Source organism: Aeromicrobium sp. CF4.19 (genome assembly GCF_051262555.1).
Lineage (GTDB): Bacteria > Actinomycetota > Actinomycetes > Propionibacteriales > Nocardioidaceae > Aeromicrobium.
This window is the reverse complement of sequence record NZ_JBIMEU010000006.1, coordinates 16,614-38,400: the sequence shown is the minus strand read 5'-3', so window position 1 is coordinate 38,400 and position 21,787 is coordinate 16,614. Positions and strand designations below refer to the sequence as shown.

Below are 21,787 nucleotides of genomic sequence, written 5' to 3'. Positions count from 1 at the left end.
GGCCGCCGTCATGCGTGCAGCAGCAGGAGGAAGGTCAGCGCACCTCGACCTGATCGACCACGAAGACCGGCCCACGCTGGCCCGTGGTCGTGGCACCCGGGTCGGGCCGACCCACGACGGTGACCTCCGCGCCGTCCACCAGGCCGCCGACAGCACCGATGAGCACCCAGGTCCGTGCGGATCGCCCGGCACCGGCTCGCGCCTCGAGCACGATGCTGCGCTCCTCGGGGCTGCGACGCACGACCCCGCTCAGACGCACCTGCGTGGAGGGCGCCGAGGGCTTGAGCGTGGGGTCCGGGCGCTCACCCCCGGACGACGGCACCGCCCCGGACGGAGACGGGGACGGCGTCGTGGCGGACGGACTGCCGTCGTCGCGGTCGGCAGGACCGCCGCAGCCCGTGGTGGCGACGATCATCACCACCAGGCCCGCGACCCCCCGCCAGCCCACGACGACCGCCTCACTCCTCGTCCGGTCCGAGCGCGTCCTGGGCGTCCTCGAGCGCGCCGTTCATCTGGTCGATGCGGCTCTGGTACTCCGCGAGGTCGCCCTCCTCGAGGGCGTCCTGCGCCTGGCTGTAGAACTGCGAGGCGTCCTCGAGGTACTCGCTCGTGGTCTGATCGGCCGGCTCGCCTCCGGCGTCTCCCTCCTCGGGGTCGACCCCTTCCTCGGCATCGGGCACGGAGCCCTCCTCCAGCCCGAGGGCCACGTTCAGTGCCTCGTCCAACGTCTGCCCGAACCCGACCTCGTCACCGAAGGAGGCGGCGACGAACTGCAGCAACGGATAGGAGCCGTCCTGTGCCGTGCGTCGGATGTAGACCGGCTGCACGTACAGCAGCGCATCACCCACCGGCAGGGTCAGGAGGTTGCCGTTGAGCACCGTCGCGTCAGACTGACGGAACTGCAGCAGCGCCTGGGTCACGCCTCGGTCGGAGCTGAACTGGTTGGCGATCTGGCTCGGACCGGGAACCTGGGTCTCGCTCGGGAGCTCCAGGATCTGCATCGTCCCGTAGTCCTCGTCCGTCGCCTCGGAGTTCACCGACATGAACGACGCCAGGTTCTGCCGGCTCTCCGGCGTGTAGACGCTGGTCAGCGAGAAGGCCGGCGTCTCCTGGCCGGGTCGTGCAACGGACAGGAAGTACGGCGGCTGCAGCGTGGTGTCCTGGCCGGCCGGGTCCTCGGGGACCCGCCAGCGCTCGCCGTCCTCGTAGAACGTCTGGGCGTCCGTCACGTGGTAGCGGGTGAGGACGTCGCGCTGGACCTTGAACAGGTCGACGGGGTAGCGCAGGTGCTCCATGAGCCCCTCGCTGATCTCGTCCTTGTCCTTGACGACGCCGGGGAAGACCTTCTGCCAGGTCTCCAGCACCGGGTCCTCGGTGTCCCACTCGTAGAGCTCGACCGTGCCGTCGTAGGCGTCGACGACCGCCTTGACCGAGTTGCGCATGTAGTTGACCTGGTCGGTCGGCAGGGCCGCCTGGGCCGGCCCCTGGGTGAGCGTGTCCGCCGTGGCGTCGCGCAGCGAGCGGTGCTCGGAGTACGGGTACGCGTCGCTCGTGGTGTAGCCGTCGACGATCCACACGACGTTGCCGTCCACGACGGCCGGGAAGACGTCGCCGTCCACGGTCAGCCACGGGGCGACCTTCTCCACCCGCTGGCGGGGGTTGCGGTCGTAGAGGATCTTGGACTCGGAGTTGACGCGGTTGGACAGCACGATGTTGGGCTCGGCGAACTTGAAGCCGTAGAGCACCTTGCGGAAGAGGTTGTCGACGTCGACGCCGCCCTCACCGTCATAGGTGTTCTGGGTGACGTTCTCGTCGCCCTCGCCCTCGCCCTCTGGCTCGGGCTCGGGGGTCGCCTCGGCGTCCGGATCGACCTCGGCGTTCGGGTCCGCGTCCGGGTCGACCTCGGCCTCGGGGTCGGGCACGACCTCGGGGTCGGGCTCCTCGCCCGCCGCACCACCCCGGGGGATGTCGACCTCGACCGGGGCAGCGCCCTCGGGACGTCCCACGATGGAGTACGACGGTGAGTTCTCGCCGTAGTAGATCCGTGGCGGCCGGGTGGTGTTGAAGGCCTCCTCACCCGTCGACGGAATGTCCCGCTGCACCCACACGGGCTCGCCCTGAGCGCCGCGCTGGTTGCCGCGGGCCGCGATGATGCCGTACCCGTGGGTGTAGACCGTGTGGTCGTTGGTCCAGTTGCGCTGGTTGGGCTGCAGGCCGTCGAGGGCGAGCTCGCGAGCGGCGATGATGACGTCCTGCGGCTGCGGGTCGTCGTCGAGCTGGTAGCGACCGACGTCGAGCGTCTCGGGCACGGTGTAGTAGCCACGCACCTGCTGCAGCTGCTGGAAGGCCGGTGAGATGAGGGTCGGGTCCAGCAGACGCGTGTTGACGCGGGACTCGGCGGACTCATTGAGCTCGCCCGGCGTCAGGGTCGTCGTGGCCGTGTAGTTCTCGGTCTCGACGTCGGCCACGCCGTAGGCGTCCCTCGTCGCCTCGATGTTGCGCTCGAGGTAGGGGCCCTCACGGTCCGGCTCGGAGGGGCGGACCTGGAAGGACTGCATGACGGTGGGCCAGATGCCCCCGATGAGGATGGAGGTCAGCAGCAGCAGGCCGAGCCCGATGCCCGGGAGCACCCAGGAGCGGATGGCAGCCGTGGCGAAGAACAGCACCGCGCACAGGATCGCGACGCCGATCAGGATGTTGTTGGCCGGGATGCGGGCGTTGGCATCGGTGTAGCCGATGCCGTGGAACAGCCCGGAGGCGTCGATCGCCAGGCCGTAGCGATCGAGCCAGTAGGAGAAGGCGCGCAGCAGCACGCCGACGCCGATCAGGACCGAGACGTGGACCTGGGCGGCGCGGGTGAACTTCAGCCCACGGCCCCGCAGGCTGATGCCGCCGTACACGTAGAGCACGAACGCCACCAGCAGCACCGTCACCACCACGGCGGCGAAGGAGTACGACGCCAGGAAGCGCAGCCACGGGTAGTCGAAGACGAAGAACCCGATGTCACGCCCGAAGTGGGCGTCCTCCTGGCCGAAGGGGGTGCCGTTGCGCCACAGCTGGAAGGTCTCCCACCGGCCGGAGGCCACGGCACCGGCGAAGATCGTGAGCAGCAGGGCGACCACGGCGAAGGCCGGCTTGAGGATCGGCGAGAGCGCCTGTCGGTAGCGTGCCGCGGGATCGGCCCGGGTGGCCATCGGCACGGACACGGGACGGAAGCGATACGCCAGGTAGAGGTTGACCGCCGCGAAGGCACCGAAGGCGAGCCCCAGCACGAGGAAGAGCCCCACCCGGCTCAGGATCACGGTGTTCCAGACCTGCGCGTAGTCGACGGAGCGGAACCAGAGCCGCTCGGTGTACACGTTGGTGAAGATCGAGCCCAGGAAGAGCAGGATCGCCAACGTGACCAGCGTGGGCACGAGCACGCGACGACGCCTGTCGACGCCACCTCCACCACCCCGGGACGGGGGCTCGGGTTGCTGGCGGGGGGTTCCGAAGATGTCGCTCACGGTGCTCCTGGTGCGGGGCTGGGCTGGGCCGAACGGGTGTGGGCTCGGCGGGGGTGGGCGGGGTGGGACATGAGCCTATGTCAGGGTCCGGTGGAGGTGGTCGAGCAGGCTCGGGACGAGGTCCGGTCCCTCCAGCAGCGATGAATCGTCGGCGCCCCGTGCCCGGACGGTGCTGTGCCGGGCGCCGGCCCGGGTCACGGCCGCGACGATGCGCACCTCGCGCCGCAGTGGGTGCTCGGTCACGGCCGCACGCAGCGCCTCGGGGTCGTCGGGCAGGTCCTCCTCGGCGTCGGGAGGAAGCATGACCCGCTCCACCACGACGGCGCAGCCGCTGACGGCCTCGGGCCACTCGATGGCCTCCAGCAGCTCCTCCAGCCCGCGATCACGGGGCAGCGAGTCCTGCTCGACGGGGGTCAGCCCGTCGGGCGCGGCCTCCAGCTGGGCCCCCAGCTCCTCGGCGAGGGCGGGCTCGTGCTCCAGCAGCTGCGCCGTGGGGACGAGGGCGTACAGACGAGGGTGCTGGTCCCAGCCGTCCTCACCGACGTGGGACTCGATCTCCAGCGCCACGTCCCGCAGCGGCGTCGTCGGGTGCAGCGCGTCCAGCGGTGGATCTACCGACATGTGGGCACCGTCGCCTCGGGGTCGTCGGCCAACGTCTCGAGCGCCTCGATGGCATCGTCGAGGTCCTCCACGCTGACCAGGGTCATGTCGTGGTCGTCGCCGCGGCTCGCCTCGGCGCAGTTCTCGGCCGGGACGAGGAAGACCGTGGCCCCGTCGGCCGCGGCTCCGGCCATCTTCTGCCGGATGCCGCCGATCTGCCCGACCGTGCCGTCGCCGGCGACCTCGCCCGTGCCGGCGACGGTCAGGCCGCCGGTGAGGGGGCCGGGGGTCAGCCGGTCATAGATGGCGAGGGCGAACATCGATCCTGCGCTCGGGCCGCCGACCTGATCGCCGAGGTTGTTCTCGATCTCGACCGGGAAGTCGTAGGCGGTGCCGATGGTGATCCCGATCAGGGGGCGCTCGGGGTCGTCCGGCGAGGGCTGGGTGGTGAGGTCGACGCTGCGCTCCTCGCCGTCGCGGGAGATCCGGAGGGTGACCTCGTCGCCGGGCGTCACCGCGCCGATCGCGTCCACGACGTCGGTGGAGGTCTGCACGTCCTCACCCTCGGCCGTCAGGATGAGGTCCTCGGGCTCCAGCAGGTCGGCGGAGGCACCGTCCTCGACCACGTCGACGACCTGGGGTGTCTCGGGGACCTCGAACCCTGCTGCGCGCAGCCCGGCGGCCCGCGAGGAGTCCTTGGAGCTGGTGAGCTGGGCCGCGCCCTGCTCGCGGGACTCATCGGCGGACTCACCGTCGGGATAGACGACGTCACGCGGGACGACGGCGACGTCGCGCGAGAAGTAGGCGCCGACGGCGTCGGCCAGGAAGACACGACCGTTGGCCCGGGTGACCGAGACCGTCGTGAAGTCCAGCACCCCCTCGGTGTCGTAGGTCTGGACGTCCTCCCCGAAGGTGAACATCGGCGAGCCGTCGATCTCCCCGAGCGTGTCGAACGCGGGTCCCGGACGCATGGTCACGTAGGGGACCGGCACGAGGAAGGCAACGCACGTGAGTGCCACGAAGCTGACGGCGGCCACGATGATCGCGACGTAGCCGCGACTCAGCCGTGAGACGTCGCCGTCGGAACGCGCCGGCGGGGTGGGGTCGGACACACCGACAGCCTAGAGAACTACGACAACCACGGCCGATCGAGGTCAGCGGCTCACGGGCCGGGGTGGACCCACTCCGGCTCACCGGACGCGAAGGCCTGGTGCTTCCAGATCGGCACCTCGGACTTGAGCTCGTCGATGAGCCGGCGCCCGGCCGTGAACGCTGCGTCGCGGTGCGCGGCCGAGGCAGCCACGACGACCGCCAGGTCGCCGATCGCGAGGTCCCCGACGCGGTGGACGGCCGCGAGGGCGGTCACCTCCTCCTGCTCGGCGATCCGCTCGGCCACCCGGCGCAGCTGCGCGGCTGCCGTGGGGTGGCCGGAGTACGCCAGCGCCTGCACGTCCCGCCCACCGTCGTGGTCGCGGACGACGCCGGTGAAGAGCACCACCGCTCCGGCACCGTCGTCGCGGACGGCGTCGAAGACCTCGTCCAGGCTCAGCGCCTCGTCCCGGACGTCCGTCAGCCGCACCGTCTCCATGCGCCCACCCTAGGCCGACGCCCTCGCGCCCGACGCTCTGCTGGCTCGGGGTCGCTAGGCTGGTGCCATGCCTGATGACCGGAACCCCGACGAGCCCGACCCCCGGGAGAACCCGTTCGCGGGCACGCCCATGGAACCGCTCTTCAACGCGATGGGCGGGCCGAGCGGCCAGGCGCCGGACCTCAGCGCGCTGTTCGGTCAGATGCAGCAGATGTTCAGCGGGGCGCAAGACGGATCGGTGAGCTTCGACGTCGTGCGGGAGACCGCTCGCAAGGCGCTCGCCGCCACCGCCGACCCGACGCCGCACGCGGGCCAGCAGGGAGCGGTGGCCGATGCCGTGCAGCTGGCCGAGACCTGGCTGGACCGCGCCACCGATCTTCCCCCCGGCGCCACCACCTCCGCGGCGTGGAGCCGCGCGGAGTGGGTCGAGGCCACCGCGGGCACCTGGCAGCAGCTCATCGAGCCCATCGCCGACTCGGTCGTGGGCGCCATGGGCGAGGCCATCCCGGACGAGGCCCGCGCCATGGCCGGTCCGCTCATCGGGATGCTCAACCAGGCGGGCAGCGCCATGTTCGCCCAGCAGGTCGGACAGGCGCTGGCCGCGCTGGCCGCCGAGGTGGTGTCCTCCACCGACGTGGGCATCCCGCTCACCGCCAACCCCGTGGCCGCGGTCCTGCCCCAGAACGTCGAGGCCTTCGGCGACGGCCTGGAGCACAGCCCCGCGGACGTCCTGCTCTACGTGACGCTGCGCGAGTGCGCCCATCACCGGCTCTTCGCCCACGCCTCGTGGCTGCGCTCAGCCCTCGTCAGCACGATCGAGGAGTACGGCCGCGGCACCCGCATCGACCTCTCGGCCATCGAGTCCCAGGTCCGTGACCTCGACCCCTCCCGCCCGGAGCAGATCGCCGAGGCGATGCAGGGCGGCATGTTCGAGCCCGAGCGCACGCCGGAGCAGCAGGTGGCCCTGGACCGTCTGGAGACCCTGCTCGCGTTCATCGAGGGCTGGGTCGACGACGTCGTGGCCGAGGCCACGCGCGAGACCATGCCCGCCGCCGCCGCCCTCGCCGAGGCGGTCCGCCGTCGCCGGGCGACCGGCGGGCCCGCGGAGCAGACGTTCGCCTCGCTCGTGGGCCTGGAGCTGCGGCCGCGTCGCATGCGCGACGCCACCACCCTGTGGGCGGCCCTGCGCGACCGCAAGGGCCCCGAGGCCCGCGACGCCGTGTGGAGCCACCCGGACCTGATGCCCACCCGCGCGGATCTCGACGACCCGCTCGGCTTCTCCTCCGACGAGGCGACCACCCCCGCCGACCCCGACTTCGACGCCGCACTGGACGAGCTGCTCTCCGAGGGCGACTCGTCCGCCGCGACCGAGGAGCCCGACGAGGACGGGTCCACGCCGGACGCCGACCGCTGAGGCGGTGGCCGGCTCCTCCGAACCCGTGCTGCACGGGGACGCTCGGATCCTCCTCGCGCGCTGGGCCGCTCCCGACCCGGACCAGGAGAGGCTGCGCGAGACCTACCTCGCCCACCTCCGTGCCCGGCCGGACGCGATGTGGCGCAGCTGTCGACCCGACCACCTGACCAGCAGTGCGCTGATCGTCGATCACGACGAGCGAGTCCTGCTCGTGCGGCACCGCAAGGCCGGGTTGTGGTTGCAGACCGGCGGCCACTGCGAGCCCCTGGACGTCAGCCTGGCCGGAGCGGCGCTGCGCGAGGCCACGGAGGAGTCCGGCATCCCGGAGCTCGTGATCGACCCGGAGCCGTTGCGGCTCTCACGTCATGAGGTGCCGTTCTGCGGACCGGTGCAGCCGGCGCACCACCTCGACGTGCAGTTCATGGCCATCGCCCCGGCCGGGAGCTTCCCGGTCCGCGCCCCGGGCGAGGACCATGCCGCGTGGTTCACCACGAGTCAGCTGCCCGCCGAGACCGACGACGACGTGCGTCGCCTCGTCACCGCTGCCACGACACGCCTTCGAGGAATCCCTTCGCCCTGAGGTGGTGGGGGTACCGCTCCACCAACGCCTGGAAGCGCGGCCCGTGGTTGGACTCGATGAGGTGGGCGAGCTCGTGCACGAGCACGGCGTCCAGGACCCAGGGCGGCATGCCGACGAGCCGGTCGGAGATGCGGATGGTCCGATCCACCGACGTGCAGGATCCCCAGCGTCGGGTCTGGTTGGCCACCCAGCGCACCGACGCGGGGTCGGCGAACCCCTCGAGGTAGGTCTGCGACAGCTGCTCGGCCCGTGCGAGGAGCTCGTCGTCGCCGGGGTGCCGGCGGCGGTCCTTGGCGTCCAGCCTGGCCACGAGCGCGGTGACGTGACGCTGCTCCTCCTCCTGCGAGAGGTGCGCCGGCATGAGGATGACGGTGCGGCCCTCCTCGCGGCGAGCGGTGATGTTGCGCTTGCGGCGAGTGCTGCGCCGGATCTCGACCTCCATGGGGGCCAATCTAGTCCGCCCCTCGGACACCCTCCGGAGCCCGCATGCCATCCAGCGGGACACCAGGGATCGGCGGGACGTCGCCGCAGGTCAGCGGGGGCCTGCGCCCCACCCCCAGCGGCGGGTCCACCGGCCGTCCACCGAGTGTCCACACGGCCCTTCGGCGATTCGCACACGATGTCCCCATGGTTGTCCACAGGCGTGGACAACCATGGGCGCTCCGGTGTTGACGCTGCCTGCACCGCTCCCCTACCGTGACGTCGCCGGGCTCCCGGCCGAGGTCCGCAGGGGAAGGCTGACCCGGCCGGGGGCCCGCACTTCGTGCCGGCGTGCCGCGACGTTCGCCACCCGTGCCGAGCGCACAGGGCCTATCGTGGGTGTGATCGACGACACACACTGGGAGGCACCATGGCAGAGACCTGGAGCGGCGAGTTCTACTGCGTGAAGTGCAAGGACAAGCGCGAGGCCTCCGGCGAGGTGCAGGTGAGCGACAAGGGCACCCGGATGGCCAAGGGGACCTGTCCGGAGTGCGGCACCAGGCTGAACCGGATCCTCGGACGCGCCTGATCCTGCGCGCCGCGCGCCGCCGTCCCTGTGGACGAACGGCTCGTCAGGCGTGCCCGTGGCCACCACCATGCAGGGATGGCCGTCCGCCCCTGCCTCGCCCCGGGAACCGTCGTGGTGCGCCACGACGCCCGACGCCTGCGGATCGGCATCGATCCCGGCTTGGTCGTCCCTGACCGGCCCGGCCTGCTGGAGCTCCTGCGGATGGTCGACGGGATCCGTTCCACGCAGGGCCTGGCAGAGCTGGCCGACCCCTGCATCGCGCCCGACGTGCTCGCGGTGGTCGACGACCTGCTGGCCCGCGGGGCCCTCATCGACGCCAACCGGCCACGCCACCGCCCGCGCCTGGACGTCGCCGTGCGCGCCGACCGGTCCGCCCGCGACCTGGCCGCCGCCACCAGGACGGTCGTCGACGGCCTCGCGCTCGCGCCGGCCGGCCCGTCCGGACCCGGGCTCGTCGTGCACGTCACCGGGAGGGAGCCGGCGCGCAGCCTGCTCGAGCCGCTGGTCACCGCACGCCTGCCACACCTGCTGGTCACCGTGCTCGAGACCGGTGTGAGGGTCGGCCCCCTCGTCGTGCCCGGACTCAGCCCGTGCGTGTCATGCCTGGACCTCGCTCGCGGCGAGCGGGACCCGGCGTGGCCGGCCGTCCTGGCCCAGCTGGAGGGCCACCACCTCGCGACCGGTCCGACGCGCCTGCACGCCAGCACCGTGTGGTCCGTCGCCGCGGCGGCCGCCCGCGAGGTCTGGGACGTCGCCCGGGACCGGCGACCGTCCACCGCCGGGGGCACCGTCCTGCACGGTCCGGCAGGCGGACCGCCCCGGCGTGAACCACTCGCCTTCCACCACCGGTGTGGATGCTGGTTGCTCGACCGGCCCCGATGAGGGCCTGCGCGTACCCTGAGCCCATGGAGGACGAGGGTCGCGAGTCGCGCCGAAGGGATCGCTCGTTGCCCGCCTCGGCCATCGGCCGCGGGGCCCGCCTCGCCTCGCTTCCCGTCGGATTCGCAGGGCGCACGGCGCTCGGCGTCGGCCGGCGAATCGGCGGAGCGCCGGCCGATGCCGTGATGACCGAGGTGCAACGGCGCACTGCCGAGCAGATCTTCAGCGTCCTCGGCCAGCTCAAGGGCGGTGCGATGAAGTTCGGGCAGGCCATGAGCATCTTCGAGGCGGCGCTCCCCGACGAGATCGCCGGGCCGTACCGCGAGACCCTCACCAAGCTGCAGGATGCCGCTCCCCCGATGCCCCCGGCCGTCGTGCACCGGGTCCTGGCCCGAGAGCTCGGCGACGACTGGCGCGACCTGCTGGTCGAGCTCGAGGACACCCCGGCAGCCGCTGCCTCCATCGGGCAGGTGCACCGCGGCCGGTGGCACGACGGCCGCGAGGTGGCCGTCAAGATCCAGTACCCGGGGGCGGCCAAGGCACTGCAGTCCGACCTGCGCCAGCTGGCCCGCCTCTCACGGCTGTTCGGCGTGCTCGCACCGGGCCTCGACGTCAAGCCACTCATCGCCGAGCTGCAGGAGCGGGTCGCCGAGGAGCTCGACTACGAGCTGGAGGCCGCGTCCCAGCGGGTCTTCCATGCCGCCTACGTCGACCATCCGGTGGTCAGCGTGCCGGCCGTCGTGCACGCCAGCTCCCAGACGCTCGTGACGGAGTGGATGGACAGCCGCGCCTCGTTGGCCGAGATCATCAGGAGCGGCACCACGCAGGAGCGGGACCACTACGGCGAGCACTACGTCCGGTTCCTGCTGGAGGGACCCGAGCACGTCGGCCTCATGCACGCGGATCCGCACCCGGGCAACTTCCGGGTGCTGGAGGACGGCCGCATGGGGGTGGTCGACTTCGGTGCCGTCGCGCGGCTCCCGGACGGCCTCCCGCCGGCCATCGGACCCCTGCTGCGGATCGCCATCGACGGGGACGCCGAGGCCGTCAGCGCGGGACTGCGTGCCGAGGGGTTCCTGCGCCCCGGCACCAGCATCGAGCCGGAGGTCCTGGCCGCCTACCTCGGGCCGTTCTTCGAGCCCGCCGTCGCGGGAGAGTTCACGTTCACCCGCGAGTGGCTTCGTCGCCAGATGCAGCGCCTCAGCTCGCCCGGGGTGGAGGGCATGGCGACGTCGCTGCGGATCAACCTGCCGCCGGAGTACCTGCTGATCCACCGGGTCTGGATGGGTGGCATCGGCGTCCTGAGCCAGCTGGAGGCCACTGCACCGTTCAAGGCGATCCTGCAGGACACGCTGCCCGGGTTCGCCGAGTAGCCGGCTAAGAGATCCCGCGGATAGGGAGGTCGCCTGACGAGCAGAACGCTCCCTTGAACGGCGCCCCTACCCGCGGAACCTCCAGGGGTGCGCGGGCCCCGGAACGAGGCCCACGCACCCCTGCACTCAGACCGGCCGGTCCACGAGGTCGGGGATCTCGCTGTCCGCCTCGATCTGCTCCAGGTCCGATCGCCGGATCATCATGCAGCACACCGCACTGATGATGGCGACCACCACGAAGTAGGCGATCACGAGCGACGTCCCGCTGCCCTGGTCCAGCAGGTAGACCAGGATCAGCGGCGTCAGACCGGACGCGAAGATCCCGGAGAACTGGTAGACGAACGAGATGCCGGTGTACCTGACGTGGGCCGGGAACAGCTCGGAGAACAGCGCCGCCTCGGGCCCGTACATGATCGGGTAGATGATCCCGAGCGCCAGGACGAGCGCCAAGGTGATGACGACCGGGTTGCCCGTGTCCAGCAGCGTGAAGACCGGGTACGCGGTCAGGGCGGTGAGCGCGATGCCCACCGTGTAGGTCCGGCGCCGATCGAAGCGGTCCGAGAGACGTCCGGCCAACGGGATCGTCACGCCGAGCACCACCGCCGCGATCATGACGGCGACGAGCATCGTCTGTCGGGAGGTGCCGACGGTGTCGACACCATAGGTGATCGCGAAGACCGCGAAGGCGTTGAACGCCACGCCCTCGATCCACCGAGCGCCCATGCCGAGCCAGATGTGCCGGCGGTTGCGCTTGTCCTTGAAGAGCTCGACGGCCGGGACGGCCGCCTTCTCCTCACGCTCCTCGAGCTTGCGGAAGGCCGGGGTCTCCAGCACCTTGAGCCGGATGTAGAGGCCCACGAAGACGAGCACGGCACTGAGCAGGAACGCCACGCGCCAGCCCCAGGCCAGGAAGGCCTCGTCGGTCAGACCGAGCTCGAGCAGGGCGAAGACGCCGGTGCCGAGGATGAGTCCGAACGCGAGTCCCATCTGCGGGAAGCTGCCGAAGATGCCCTTGCGGTCCTTCGGCGCGTACTCCACGGCCATCAGCACCGCACCGCCCCACTCGCCGCCGATCGCGATCCCCTGCATGATGCGCAGGCAGATGAGGATGATCGGTGCCGCCACCCCGATCGACTCGTACGTCGGGATGAGGCCGATCAGGCAGGTCGCGAAGCCCATGATGAGCATCGTCATGACGAGGGTCTTCTTGCGACCGATCCGGTCCCCGATGTGGCCGAAGATCAGCCCGCCGATGGGACGCGCGACGAATCCGACGGCGAAGGTGGCGAAGGCGAGCAGCGTCCCGACGACCGGGTCCTCGCTGGGGAAGTACAGCTGGTTGAAGACGATGCCGGCCGCGACACCGTAGAGGAAGAAGTCGTACCACTCGACGGTCGTGCCGACGATGCAGGAGAGCAGAACTGTCCGGATCTCCGAGCGGGTGACCTCGGTGGTGGGGGCATCGCCCGCGCCGGGCTCGTTCTGCTCCACCGCGCCCTCGCGCGCATGATCGCCGGACATCAGAACGACCCCCGGTAGATCGACGCGAGCGCCTCGGGGGTGACCGGGCGCGGCACGACGGAGAGCTGACGCGTCTGCTTCATGCTGCCCGCGACGAGCGTGTCGACGTCCGCGTCGACGTAGCCGAAGTCGCTGAGGCTGCTGGGGATGCCGATGTCGGCCATGAGCTCCTTGAGCACGTGCGCGAGCGCATCGGCCCCGTCGGTGTGGGTGAACGTGCGGCCCGAGAGCAGCTCGGCTGCCCGCAGGTGCCGATCGGGGTCGCCGGGGTAGGTCCAGGCGAAGACCTGGGGCGCCGTCACGGAGACGGCCTGGCCGTGCGGGACCATCGGCATGTCGGGGTAGCCCTTGGCCTGGTAGTCCTTGACGGCACCCGCGATCGGGTAGGCGTTGGCGTGGGGCAGGTGGGTCCCGGCGTTGCCGAACCCGGTTCCCGCGTAGGTGGAGGCCAGGGCCATCTGGTGGCGGGCGTTGAGGTCGCGACCGTTCATCACCGCACGGCGCAGGTTGGCACCGACGAGCTTGAGGGCCATCTCGCACCAGACGTCGCTGATCGGGTTGGCGCCGCAGAAGGCGGGGCGCTTGCGGGGATCTGCCGGTGCGGGCTTGGCGTCGTAGGCGACGCTCGTGTAGCTCTCCAGCGCGTGGGAGAGCACGTCCATGCCGCTGGCAGCCGTGACCTCCGGGGGCAGGGAGACGGTCGTCGCCGGGTCGACGATCGCCAGGACCGGCCGCAGGGACGGGTGACTGATGCCGGCCTTGAGGTGCAGGCTCAGCATGTCGACCACGCAGATGGTGGTCGACTCCGAGCCGGTGCCCGCGGTGGTCGGGATGGCGATGAGCGGCTTGAGCGGGAGCCAGGGCGCGGTGCCCTGCCCGATCGGCGGCGTGATGAAGTCCAGGAGCTCACCCGGGTGCGTGGTGAGCAGGTTGACGGCCTTGGCTGTGTCGATCGCCGACCCGCCACCGATGGCGATGTAGCAGTCCCACTCCTGCTGACGCGCGTAGGAGACCGCCGCATCGATGCTCTCGTCGGTCGGCTCGATCGCCACACCGTCGAAGACCTCGGCCTTGATCCCCTCGCTGTTGATGCGGTCCGCGACCTCGTCCGGGATCCCGGTCTCCCGCACGCCGGCGTCCGTGATGATCAGGCAGCTTCTCGCACCGGCTGCGGCCACCTCGTGCCCGACCTCGTCCAGCGCGCCGTTCCCGAACTTCAACGGGGGGGCGGCCCACGTGAACACCGATTCGTTCGTGGATTGCATCACTAGCCTCGTTTCACATTGTGGCGTATCGAACTACTATGTGGCGGACACGTTACGACAGATTTCCGACGCTGTGAACCAGGTCACGGCAATAACCTTCGAGGACACCAGTTTCCTGACCACCACGTGATGGAGATCCGTGAGGCGCATAACGTCAGCTTCACCACATTGTGAGGACACTTCATGAAGAACTCGACACTTCTCGAATCCTGGATCGACCGGATCGCGGGCCGGGACGTCCGCATCGCCCTGGCCGACGGAGACGACCCCCGGTCGCGGGACGCGGCCGAACGACTCGCCTCGCTCGGCATCGCCTCGGTCCTGCTCTCCGACACCGAACGCTCCTCCGCTCGCGGTAGCATCTCCGTGATGAGCACCCGGGACCTCGCGGCGAGCGACGTGGGGCGCGAGGTCGTCCACGTGCTCCGGGAGCGGGGCAAGGACGAGGACTTCGCCCACGCCCGGGCCCACGACGCCACCTACCTCGCCGCCTGCCTGACGCGACGGGGCGAGGCCCACGCGACGGTGGCGGGGAGCAACCGGCCGACCTCCGACGTGCTGAGGGCCGGCCTGCACGTCGTCGGGCTGGAGCCGGGGACCGCCACCCTCTCCAGCTGCTTCATCCTGCACACGCGGGACGACCGCGTGCTCTGCTTCGCCGACTGCGGGGTCATCCCCGAGCCCACCGACGAGCAGCTGGCCGACATCGCCACCTCCAGCGCGCGGACCTTCGCCGGCCTGACCGGCGACCGGGCCGCGGTGGCCCTGCTCTCCTTCAGCACCAAGGGCAGCGCCACCCACCCGAGCCTGGACCGCCTGCGGCGTGCCCGCGAGATCGCCGGTGCACGTGTCCCCGACCTGCTCATCGATCACGAGCTGCAGTTCGACGCGGCCCTCGTCGAGTCCGTCGCGCGCACCAAGGCCCCGGGCTCACCGGTCGCCGGCCAGGCGAACGTGTTCGTCTTCCCCGACCTGGCGTCGGGGAACATCGGCTACAAGATCGCCGAACGGCTTGGCGGAGCCCGGTCCTACGGCCCCCTGCTGCAGGGTCTGTCCCGCGTGGTCAACGACCTCTCCCGCGGTTGCGACGTCGAGGACGTGGTGAACGTGGCCGTCATCAGCGCCGTGCAGGCACTGGACCAGGAGGACCCAGCGGCATGAACCAACGCGCGGCGTCCCAGGCTCCCCATGGCACCCAGGCCATCCAACGAGCGGTCTCGGTCCTGAAGCACTTCGCCGACCAGGAGGGCGAGGTGACGACCGCCCGCCTCGCGGAGGTGCTGGGGCTGTCGCAGGGCACCGTCAGCCGGATCGTCAAGGCGCTGCTGGCCGAGGGTCTGCTGGCCCGCAACCCGATCACCGAGGCCTACTACCTCGGCAGCACTGCCGTCCTGCTGGGCCAGGCCGCACAGCGCGCCTTCGGCCTCGACCGGGCCCTGCCGGTCCTGGAGGACGTCAACGCACGGACCAAGGAGTCGGTGAACCTCGCCGTCCGCGACGACGACGAGTCCGTCGTCATGCTGCGGGTCCAGTCCACCCTGCCGCTGCGCTTCGAGCAGCGCACGGGGGCCAGGTTCCCGCTGTACACCACGGCGTCGGGCAAGGCGATCCTCGCCTACTCCGACGATGCGGCCCGGTACCTCAAGAGCCTGCCGGTGACTCTGGAGAAGCTGACCCCCCACACGCTGGGCAGTCCCGACAAGGTGAGCCAACAGCTGAGCTCGACGTTTCGTCGCGGCTACAGCATCGACGCCGAGGAGAACGTCGAGGGCGTCCGGTGCGTCGGTGCACCGATCCTGGACGCCGACAGGCTCGCCCAGGCGGCCGTCGTGATCCAGGTCCCCACCGTCCGCATGTCCCGCGAGCGCGAGCGCGAGCTGGGTGCCATCGCGGTCCAGGCGGCTCGCGAGATCAGCCGCCTGATCCCCGTCAACCGGGCGATGTCGCTGTGAGCGGTCGGTAGGTCCACGCCATGGTGTTCACCCGCATCGAGATCGAGCGGGGCTCCGGGAAGCCCCTGTACCGCCAGCTGCGGGAGGCGCTCGAGCACGAGATCGCCATGGGAGCGGTGGACCCCTCCGAACGACTCCCCTCCTCGCGCGAGCTCGCGCACGAGCTCGGCCTCTCCCGCAACACCGTGAACGCGGCCTACCAGGAGCTGGAGTCCGAGGGCTTCATCGACGCCGTCCCACGCTCCGGGCTGTTCCTCAACCGCGAGATGGTCAGTGAGCTGCGTCGCGGCTCGGTGGCCGGCAACGAGTCCCGAGCCGTCTCCTGGTCGGATCACCTCAACGCCCTGCCGGACGCCGCGATGCCCGAGATCGAGAAGGTCGTCGACTGGCACACCCACCCGTACCCCTTCGTGGCAGGCCAGGTCGACGCCTCGTTGTTCCCGAAGCTGGCCTGGAGCCGGGCGCTGCGCGCGGCGCTGGAGCCACCCCACCTGCACTACAGCCTGCGCGACGGGGTCGACGAGGACGACCCCGCGCTGGTCGAGCAGCTCTGCCTGCGCGTCCTGCCCGCTCGTGGCATCGAGGCGACCCCCGAGCAGGTCCTCATCACCCAGGGCACCCAGCAGGGTCTTGACCTGCTGGCCCACGCGCTGGTGCGCCCGGGCGACGCCGTGGGCGTGGAGGACCCGGGCTACCCCGATGCCCGCCACATCTTCTCGCGGGCCGGCGCGCGCCTGGTCCGGATGCCGATGGACTCCTCCGGCGTCGTCCCGCCCGAGCACCTGGACGGGATGCGCCTGCTGCACCTCACGCCCAGCCACCACAGCCCGACCAACGTCACCTTGTCGATCGGCCGCCGCCACCAGCTGCTGGCCCTGGCGCACCAGCACGACAGCCTGATCATCGAGGACGACTACGACAGCGAGTTCCGCTACCAGGGCAGCGCGACACCCGCCCTGAAGGCCCTGCGCGGCAGCGAGCGCATCGTCTATCTCGGCACGTTCTCCAAGTTTCTGGCCCCCGGGCTGCGGCTGGGCTACCTGGTCGGCGAGCCGGAGCTGATCGCCGAGCTGCGGCGCCACCGCCGCTACCGGGTCCGGCACGGCGTGGGCCAGGTCCAGCGAGCCATGGCGCTGCTCATCGAGTCCGGCCAGTACGCGCGGACCGTCCGCCGGCGACGCACCCACCTGGCCCGACGCTGGACGGCGTTGCGCGAGGCACTGCGCGAGCACGTGGACCCGACCATCGACCCGCCACCGGGCGGGGTGAGCATCTGGATCCGTGGCACCCCGGACCTGGACTGCCGGGTCGTGGCCTCCGAAGCACTCGACCACGGCGTGGTCGTCGAACGGGGTGACGTCTTCTTCCTCGACTCCGCCGCGCATCGCGAGTACCTGCGCCTGGGGTTCGCCGCCATCGACCTGGAGTCCATCGAGCCGGGCGTCCGGGCGCTGAGCACGGTCTTGCGCCGGCACAACTGGACCCAATAAAGTCATCCTGATCTGGCTCTGGTCTGGACCCAGCCTCGGGCCCACAGTAGTGACTCACCGAACACCGCACGGTCGAGAGGAGTCACCCCCATGAGCCGGACCGACGTCAGGACGCTCGCCCAGCAGCATCTCTTCCCCCACTTCACCCGCGGCGACGTCTGGTACGGGGAGTCCGTCCCGATGATCGTCCGCGGTGACGACTGCTACCTCTACGACGACTCCGGCCGTCGCATCCTCGACGGGCTCGCCGGCCTGTTCTGCGTGAACATGGGGCACGGGCGCCACGACGTCCCGGCGGCCGTCGCCAAGCAGATGGACCAGCTCTCCTACTGGACCAACTGGGGCGCGGCGCACCCGTCGGCGGTGGAGGCCGCGACGCTCATCAGCGGCCTGGCCCCGGACGGCCTGGAGACGGTCTTCTTCGTCAACTCCGGGTCCGAGGCCGTGGAGTCCGCGATCAAGCTCGCCCGGCAGTACCACGTCAGCCAGGGCGAGCCCGGCCGCACCAAGATCATCTCGCGCGACATGTCCTACCACGGGACCACGCTCGGAGCCCTGGCCGTCACCGGCATCGCCAAGTTCAGGGAGCCGTTCGGCCCGCTGATGCCCGGCGTCTTCCACGTCCCCCACACGCACGGCGAGTCGGTGCCCGAGGGTGGCAGCGCGGCCGACCTGCCCAGCCTGCGGGCGATCGTCGAGGTCATCGAGCGCGAGGGTCCCGAGACGTTCGCGGCCATCTTCGCCGAGCCGGTGCAGAACTCCCGCGGTGCGCTCGTCCCGCCCCCCGGCTACTGGCAGGAGCTCCGCTCGATCTGCGACCGGTACGGCATCCTGCTCGTGTCCGACGAGGTCATCTGCGCCTTCGGCCGCCTGGGCGACTGGTTCGGCAGCGCGAAGTACGGCGTCACGCCCGACCTGCTGACCTTCGCCAAGGGCGCGACCTCCGGGTACGCCCCCCTCGGCGGCGTGCTCATCCGCGAGGACCTGGCACGGTCGGTGCTCACCTCCGAGCGCACCGGCGCGTTCACGCACGGATCCACCTGGGGTGGACACCCCGTGAGCACCAGCGCCGCCGTCGCCAACATCACGGCCATGCGCGACGAGCACGTCCTGGAGAACGTCCGCACGCTGGAACCGGTCTTCCAGGAGGGACTCACCGGCCTCACCGAGGCGCACCCGAGTGTCCGGGAGTGGCGCGGCACCGGCTTCTTCTACTGCCTGGAGCTGACCGGCGACCGTGACAGCGGCCGCGAGCTCACCGACCGACAGGCCACCGAGCTGGTGCGAGAGGTGCTGCCGGCCGCGATGCGTGACGTCGACCTGATCACCCGGCCGGACGATCGCGGCGCCACGATGCTGATGATCTCGCCGCCGCTCGTGGCCGATCGTGAGGTCCTCACCGACCTGTTCACCAAGCTCGACGCCGTCCTCTCCGCCGCCGACCACCACGTCGCCGGCTGACCCGGCCCACCCTCCAGGAGCACGCACCATGCGCATCGCCGTCCCCAAGGAAGTCAAGAACCACGAGTACCGTGTCGCCCTGACCCCGGCCGGCGCCCACGAGCTGGCCGGTCGAGGCCACGACGTGACGGTCGAGGCCGGAGCGGGCCTGGGCTCGTCCATCACCGATGCCGAGTACGTGGCCGCCGGGGCGACGATCGCCGGCACGGCCGACTCGACGTGGGCGGAGGCCGACCTCGTCCTGAAGGTCAAGGAACCGGTGGAGCAGGAGTACCACCGGCTTCGCGAGGACCTGACGCTCTTCACCTACCTGCACCTGGCCGCCTCCCGACCGTGCACCGACGCGCTGCTCGCCGCAGGAACGACGTCGATCGCCTACGAGACCGTGCAGCTGCCCGGTGGCGGCCTGCCGCTGCTCTTCCCGATGAGCGAGGTCGCAGGATGCCTCGCACCCCAGGCCGGGGCCCACGCCCTCATGAAGGCCCAGGGCGGTCGCGGTCTGCTGCTCGGAGGGGTCTCCGGGGTGACGCCCGCCAAGGTGGTCGTCATCGGCGCCGGAGTCTCCGGGACCAACGCCATCGCCATGGCGGTCGGGCTCTGGGGTGACGTCACGGTGCTCGACACCGACGTGGACAAGCTGCGAGCCGTCGACCGCCGCTACGACGGCCGGGTCAAGACGGTCGTGTCGAACTCCCTCGAGCTCGAGCGACACGTGCTCGACGCCGACCTCGTGATCGGCGCCGTCCTCGTCCCGGGCGCACGGGCACCGCGGCTCGTCACGAACGACACCGTGCGCAGGATGAAGCCGGGCAGCGTCCTCGTCGACATCGCCATCGACCAGGGTGGCTGCTTCGAGGACTCCCGCCCCACGACGCACGACGATCCCACGTACCGCGTGCACGACTCGGTCTTCTACTGCGTCGCCAACATGCCCGGAGCCGTCCCCGCGACCTCGACCCACGCGCTCACCAACGTGACGCTGCCGTACGTCACGAGGATCGCCGACCTCGGGTGGGCCGAGGCCCTGCGCCGCGACCCGGTCCTGGCACCCGGCCTCAACACGCACGCCGGCCGGGTCACGAACGCTCCGGTGGCGCAGGCCCACGGGATGCCGCTCCTACCACTGTCCGAAGCGCTGGCGGGAGTACTGGCCTGACATGAGCCACGCGACCAGCACGCACGTGGACCATCCGATCCTCGCCCGCTGGGCGGAGCGACGAGATGAGGCACGTCCCGTGCGGGTCGCCCTGGCCGACGGTGACGACCCCCGGGTGTGGGAGGCGGCGCCCCGTCTGCTCGAGCTCGGGATCGAGCCGGTCGTGCTGGTGCGCGAGCGCACCGGGTCCCCCGGCCGAGGGGTCGAGGTCGCGGAGCTCGGCGCCGTCGCCGCGGGACCCGCGGGTGACCTGCTCACGGACCTGGCCGATGCCCGCGATCTCAGCGCCGACGCGCGGACGACCATGCTCGAGAGCCCGGCACACGTCGGCGCCGCGATGCTCCGGACCGGATCGGTGCAGGCCTGCGTGGCCGGCAACGTCACCGCCTCGGCGGAGGTGATCCGCGCCGGCGTGCGGGTCCTCGGGCTCGCGGCCGAGCCCGGCCTGGTGTCCAGCTCGTTCCTGCTGGTGACCGAAGGTGGTGCCCTGCTGGCCTTCGGTGACTGTGCCGTCGTGCCCGAGCCCGATCCCGCACAGCTCGCCATGATCGCGGTGGCGACCGCGGAGACCTTCGCCCGGCTCAGCGGTGACGTCCCGCGGGTCGCGATGCTCTCCTTCAGCACCATGGGCAGCGCCGACCACACGTCCGTGAGTGCGGTCCGCGAGGCCACGGCCCTGGCCCGCGAGCTGCGACCCGGGCTCGCGATCGACGGCGAGCTCCAGTTCGACGCCGCCTCCGTCCCCGCCGTGGCGGCCGCGAAGGCCCCCCACTCCGAGGTCGCCGGCACCGCGAACGTCTTCATCTTCCCGAGCCTCGTGGCCGGGAACATCGGCTACAAGATCGCCGAGCGGCTCGGGGGTGCCCGTGCCTTCGGGCCGATCCTGCAGGGCCTGGCACGACCCCTGAACGACCTGTCGCGGGGATGCAGCCCCGACGACATCGTCAACGTCGGCGTCATCAGTGCCATTCAGACCCTGGACACCACGGTGACGGTGGATGATTCCGGCATGCACGCTCGGACGAGCGACCAGCGAACCAGGAGAACTCATGGCTGACCACCCCACGCAGACGACGACCGCCTCGACCGAGGGGTCATCGGCCGGGGCGCCCTCCGAGCGGCCGGAACGCTCCCGGGGACCCGGTCGATCCGCAGCGCCGACGTTCCTCACCCGCGACCGCCTGACCCGCACCGGGCTGACCGTGACGACGCTCATCGGCCTCGTGCTCATCTGGTGGGCCGTCACGGCGATCCTCGACGTGGACCCCATCCTCTTCCCCGGTCCCGGGAGTGTCTGGGAGGCGTTCCTGCGTGCCAACACCACGCACCCCGTTGCCGAAGGCATCTCCCGGGAGGTCAGGGGCGAGTACAACTACTTCCTCTGGGAGCACCTCATCGCCAGCCTGCAGCGCATCGGGGCAGGCGTGGGACTCGCGATCCTCGTCGGGATCCCCCTGGGCCTGGCCATGGCGTCCTTCAAGTGGGTCGGCATGATCATCGACCCCTACCTGAACTTCCTGCGCTCGCTCCCCCCGCTGGCCTACGTCGGCCTGCTCATCGTGTGGTTCGGGATCGGCGACATGTCGAAGATCTGGCTGCTCTTCCTCGCCGCGTTCCCGCCGGTCACGATGGCCACCATCAGCGGTGTCCGCGGTGTCCGCGAGGACCAGATCAACGCCGTCCTCTCGCTCGGTGCCTCCAAGGCCCAGGCACTGCGCACCGTCATGCTGCCGGCCACCCTGCCCGAGATCTTCACCGGAGTCCGGGTGGCCGTCGGCTTCGCCTGGACGACGGTCGTCGCCGCCGAGATCCTCAACGGCATCCCCGGCATCGGCGGACTGGCCTACCTCGGCGGAACGCAGAACCGCAGCGCCCTGGTCATCGCCTGCATCATCGTCATCGGTCTGACGGCGATCCTCCTCGACCTCGGCATCAAGCTGCTGGAGAAGATCCTCATCCCTTGGCGGGGCAAGGCCTGAGCACGAGCCCACCA

The 21,787-nt window shown here is 71.0% G+C and carries 20 protein-coding genes; 12 read left to right on the top strand and 8 right to left on the bottom strand.

The features are described from left to right. Positions 1 to 34: 34 nt before the first annotated feature. From ACHAAC_RS13215 to ACHAAC_RS13195, 5 genes are all read right to left on the bottom strand, one after another. Positions 35 to 448 (bottom strand): hypothetical protein, encoded by a 414-nt coding sequence (locus ACHAAC_RS13215; protein ID WP_435716751.1) that lies wholly within the window; start codon positions 446 to 448, stop codon positions 35 to 37. 10 nt (positions 449 to 458) lie between these two features. Next, on the bottom strand, positions 459 to 3,506 hold the full coding sequence (locus ACHAAC_RS13210; RefSeq protein WP_435716750.1) for a UPF0182 family membrane protein: 3,048 nt from the start codon (positions 3,504 to 3,506) through the stop codon (positions 459 to 461). 75 nt (positions 3,507 to 3,581) lie between these two features. Further along, a complete protein-coding gene (locus ACHAAC_RS13205; RefSeq protein WP_435716749.1) occupies positions 3,582 to 4,127 on the bottom strand; it encodes a PPA1309 family protein in 546 nt (181 codons plus the stop codon). Then, complete coding sequence (locus ACHAAC_RS13200) at positions 4,118 to 5,218, bottom strand: YlbL family protein (protein WP_435716748.1); 1,101 nt, start codon at positions 5,216 to 5,218, stop codon at positions 4,118 to 4,120. Before ACHAAC_RS13200 ends, ACHAAC_RS13205 begins: the two co-directional genes overlap by 10 nt. Before the next feature lie 50 nt (positions 5,219 to 5,268). Continuing rightward, positions 5,269 to 5,694 carry a molybdenum cofactor biosynthesis protein MoaE gene (locus ACHAAC_RS13195; RefSeq protein WP_435716747.1) on the bottom strand — a complete coding sequence of 142 codons (426 nt, stop codon included), beginning with the start codon at positions 5,692 to 5,694 and terminating at the stop codon, positions 5,269 to 5,271. Positions 5,695 to 5,761: 67 nt separating this feature from the next. On the opposite strand from ACHAAC_RS13195, the gene ACHAAC_RS13190 reads away from it, so the two are divergent. Further along, positions 5,762 to 7,108 (top strand): zinc-dependent metalloprotease, encoded by a 1,347-nt coding sequence (locus tag ACHAAC_RS13190; RefSeq protein ID WP_435716746.1) that lies wholly within the window; start codon positions 5,762 to 5,764, stop codon positions 7,106 to 7,108. Between the two features lie 4 nt (positions 7,109 to 7,112). Next, the gene (locus tag ACHAAC_RS13185; protein ID WP_435716745.1) at positions 7,113 to 7,688 is read left to right on the top strand and encodes an NUDIX hydrolase; all 576 of its coding nucleotides are present in this window, start codon (positions 7,113 to 7,115) and stop codon (positions 7,686 to 7,688) included. On the opposite strand, the gene ACHAAC_RS13180 is transcribed toward ACHAAC_RS13185, so the two are convergent. After that, positions 7,645 to 8,130, bottom strand: coding sequence for a M48 metallopeptidase family protein (locus tag ACHAAC_RS13180; RefSeq protein WP_435716744.1), 486 nt, complete (start codon positions 8,128 to 8,130; stop codon positions 7,645 to 7,647). The two genes, ACHAAC_RS13185 and ACHAAC_RS13180, sit on opposite strands and share 44 nt — an antisense overlap. Positions 8,131 to 8,538: 408 nt before the next feature. Between ACHAAC_RS13180 and ACHAAC_RS13175 the strand changes: the two genes are divergently transcribed. From ACHAAC_RS13175 to ACHAAC_RS13165, 3 genes are all read left to right on the top strand, one after another. Next, the gene (locus ACHAAC_RS13175) at positions 8,539 to 8,697 is read left to right on the top strand and encodes a DUF5679 domain-containing protein (protein ID WP_435716743.1); all 159 of its coding nucleotides are present in this window, start codon (positions 8,539 to 8,541) and stop codon (positions 8,695 to 8,697) included. Between the two features lie 75 nt (positions 8,698 to 8,772). Next, positions 8,773 to 9,579: a hypothetical protein gene (locus ACHAAC_RS13170; protein WP_435716742.1), complete on the top strand. Its 807-nt coding sequence runs from the start codon at positions 8,773 to 8,775 to the stop codon at positions 9,577 to 9,579. Positions 9,580 to 9,602: 23 nt separating this feature from the next. Further along, on the top strand, positions 9,603 to 10,949 hold the full coding sequence (locus ACHAAC_RS13165) for an ABC1 kinase family protein (RefSeq protein WP_435716741.1): 1,347 nt from the start codon (positions 9,603 to 9,605) through the stop codon (positions 10,947 to 10,949). Between the two features lie 126 nt (positions 10,950 to 11,075). Here the strand turns inward: ACHAAC_RS13165 and ACHAAC_RS13160 are convergent, their stop codons facing one another. Continuing rightward, positions 11,076 to 12,470: an MFS transporter gene (locus tag ACHAAC_RS13160; RefSeq protein WP_435716740.1), complete on the bottom strand. Its 1,395-nt coding sequence runs from the start codon at positions 12,468 to 12,470 to the stop codon at positions 11,076 to 11,078. Then, positions 12,470 to 13,735, bottom strand: a complete 1,266-nt coding sequence (locus ACHAAC_RS13155; RefSeq protein ID WP_435716739.1) for a hydroxyacid-oxoacid transhydrogenase — start codon at positions 13,733 to 13,735, stop codon at positions 12,470 to 12,472. The genes ACHAAC_RS13160 and ACHAAC_RS13155 overlap by 1 nt, the downstream gene beginning before the upstream one ends. Positions 13,736 to 13,918: 183 nt before the next feature. On the opposite strand from ACHAAC_RS13155, the gene ACHAAC_RS13150 reads away from it, so the two are divergent. The 7 genes from ACHAAC_RS13150 to ACHAAC_RS13120 all read left to right on the top strand — a co-directional run bounded on the left by ACHAAC_RS13150 (position 13,919) and on the right by ACHAAC_RS13120 (position 21,773). Beyond that, entirely contained in the window at positions 13,919 to 14,896 is a 978-nt protein-coding gene (locus ACHAAC_RS13150; protein WP_435716738.1) for a phosphate acyltransferase, read from the top strand. Then, positions 14,893 to 15,687, top strand: a complete 795-nt coding sequence (locus tag ACHAAC_RS13145) for an IclR family transcriptional regulator (RefSeq protein WP_435716737.1) — start codon at positions 14,893 to 14,895, stop codon at positions 15,685 to 15,687. The genes ACHAAC_RS13150 and ACHAAC_RS13145 overlap by 4 nt, the downstream gene beginning before the upstream one ends. 20 nt (positions 15,688 to 15,707) lie before the next feature. Further along, on the top strand, positions 15,708 to 17,177 hold the full coding sequence (locus tag ACHAAC_RS13140; protein ID WP_435716736.1) for a PLP-dependent aminotransferase family protein: 1,470 nt from the start codon (positions 15,708 to 15,710) through the stop codon (positions 17,175 to 17,177). A gap of 90 nt (positions 17,178 to 17,267) precedes the next feature. After that, positions 17,268 to 18,638 (top strand): aspartate aminotransferase family protein, encoded by a 1,371-nt coding sequence (locus ACHAAC_RS13135; RefSeq protein WP_435716735.1) that lies wholly within the window; start codon positions 17,268 to 17,270, stop codon positions 18,636 to 18,638. Between the two features lie 28 nt (positions 18,639 to 18,666). Beyond that, positions 18,667 to 19,794, top strand: coding sequence for an alanine dehydrogenase (gene ald, locus ACHAAC_RS13130; RefSeq protein ID WP_435716734.1), 1,128 nt, complete (start codon positions 18,667 to 18,669; stop codon positions 19,792 to 19,794). 1 nt (position 19,795) lies between these two features. Beyond that, positions 19,796 to 20,851, top strand: coding sequence for a phosphate acyltransferase (locus tag ACHAAC_RS13125; protein WP_435716733.1), 1,056 nt, complete (start codon positions 19,796 to 19,798; stop codon positions 20,849 to 20,851). Beyond that, positions 20,844 to 21,773, top strand: a complete 930-nt coding sequence (locus ACHAAC_RS13120) for an ABC transporter permease (RefSeq protein ID WP_435716732.1) — start codon at positions 20,844 to 20,846, stop codon at positions 21,771 to 21,773. The genes ACHAAC_RS13125 and ACHAAC_RS13120 overlap by 8 nt, the downstream gene beginning before the upstream one ends. Positions 21,774 to 21,787: the final 14 nt, after the last annotated feature.

Coding starts and splice junctions, on each gene's coding strand:
- ACHAAC_RS13180 (WP_435716744.1), bottom strand. CDS start 8,130: ATGGAGGTCGAGATCCGGCGCAGCACTCGCCGCAAGCGCAACATCACC.
- ACHAAC_RS13150 (WP_435716738.1), top strand. CDS start 13,919: ATGAAGAACTCGACACTTCTCGAATCCTGGATCGACCGGATCGCGGGC.
- ACHAAC_RS13195 (WP_435716747.1), bottom strand. CDS start 5,694: ATGGAGACGGTGCGGCTGACGGACGTCCGGGACGAGGCGCTGAGCCTG.
- ACHAAC_RS13165 (WP_435716741.1), top strand. CDS start 9,603: ATGGAGGACGAGGGTCGCGAGTCGCGCCGAAGGGATCGCTCGTTGCCC.
- ACHAAC_RS13145 (WP_435716737.1), top strand. CDS start 14,893: ATGAACCAACGCGCGGCGTCCCAGGCTCCCCATGGCACCCAGGCCATC.
- ald (WP_435716734.1), top strand. CDS start 18,667: ATGCGCATCGCCGTCCCCAAGGAAGTCAAGAACCACGAGTACCGTGTC.
- ACHAAC_RS13155 (WP_435716739.1), bottom strand. CDS start 13,735: ATGCAATCCACGAACGAATCGGTGTTCACGTGGGCCGCCCCCCCGTTG.
- ACHAAC_RS13135 (WP_435716735.1), top strand. CDS start 17,268: ATGAGCCGGACCGACGTCAGGACGCTCGCCCAGCAGCATCTCTTCCCC.
- ACHAAC_RS13140 (WP_435716736.1), top strand. CDS start 15,708: ATGGTGTTCACCCGCATCGAGATCGAGCGGGGCTCCGGGAAGCCCCTG.
- ACHAAC_RS13125 (WP_435716733.1), top strand. CDS start 19,796: ATGAGCCACGCGACCAGCACGCACGTGGACCATCCGATCCTCGCCCGC.
- ACHAAC_RS13175 (WP_435716743.1), top strand. CDS start 8,539: ATGGCAGAGACCTGGAGCGGCGAGTTCTACTGCGTGAAGTGCAAGGAC.
- ACHAAC_RS13170 (WP_435716742.1), top strand. CDS start 8,773: ATGGCCGTCCGCCCCTGCCTCGCCCCGGGAACCGTCGTGGTGCGCCAC.
- ACHAAC_RS13120 (WP_435716732.1), top strand. CDS start 20,844: ATGGCTGACCACCCCACGCAGACGACGACCGCCTCGACCGAGGGGTCA.
- ACHAAC_RS13190 (WP_435716746.1), top strand. CDS start 5,762: ATGCCTGATGACCGGAACCCCGACGAGCCCGACCCCCGGGAGAACCCG.
- ACHAAC_RS13205 (WP_435716749.1), bottom strand. CDS start 4,127: ATGTCGGTAGATCCACCGCTGGACGCGCTGCACCCGACGACGCCGCTG.
- ACHAAC_RS13160 (WP_435716740.1), bottom strand. CDS start 12,470: ATGTCCGGCGATCATGCGCGCGAGGGCGCGGTGGAGCAGAACGAGCCC.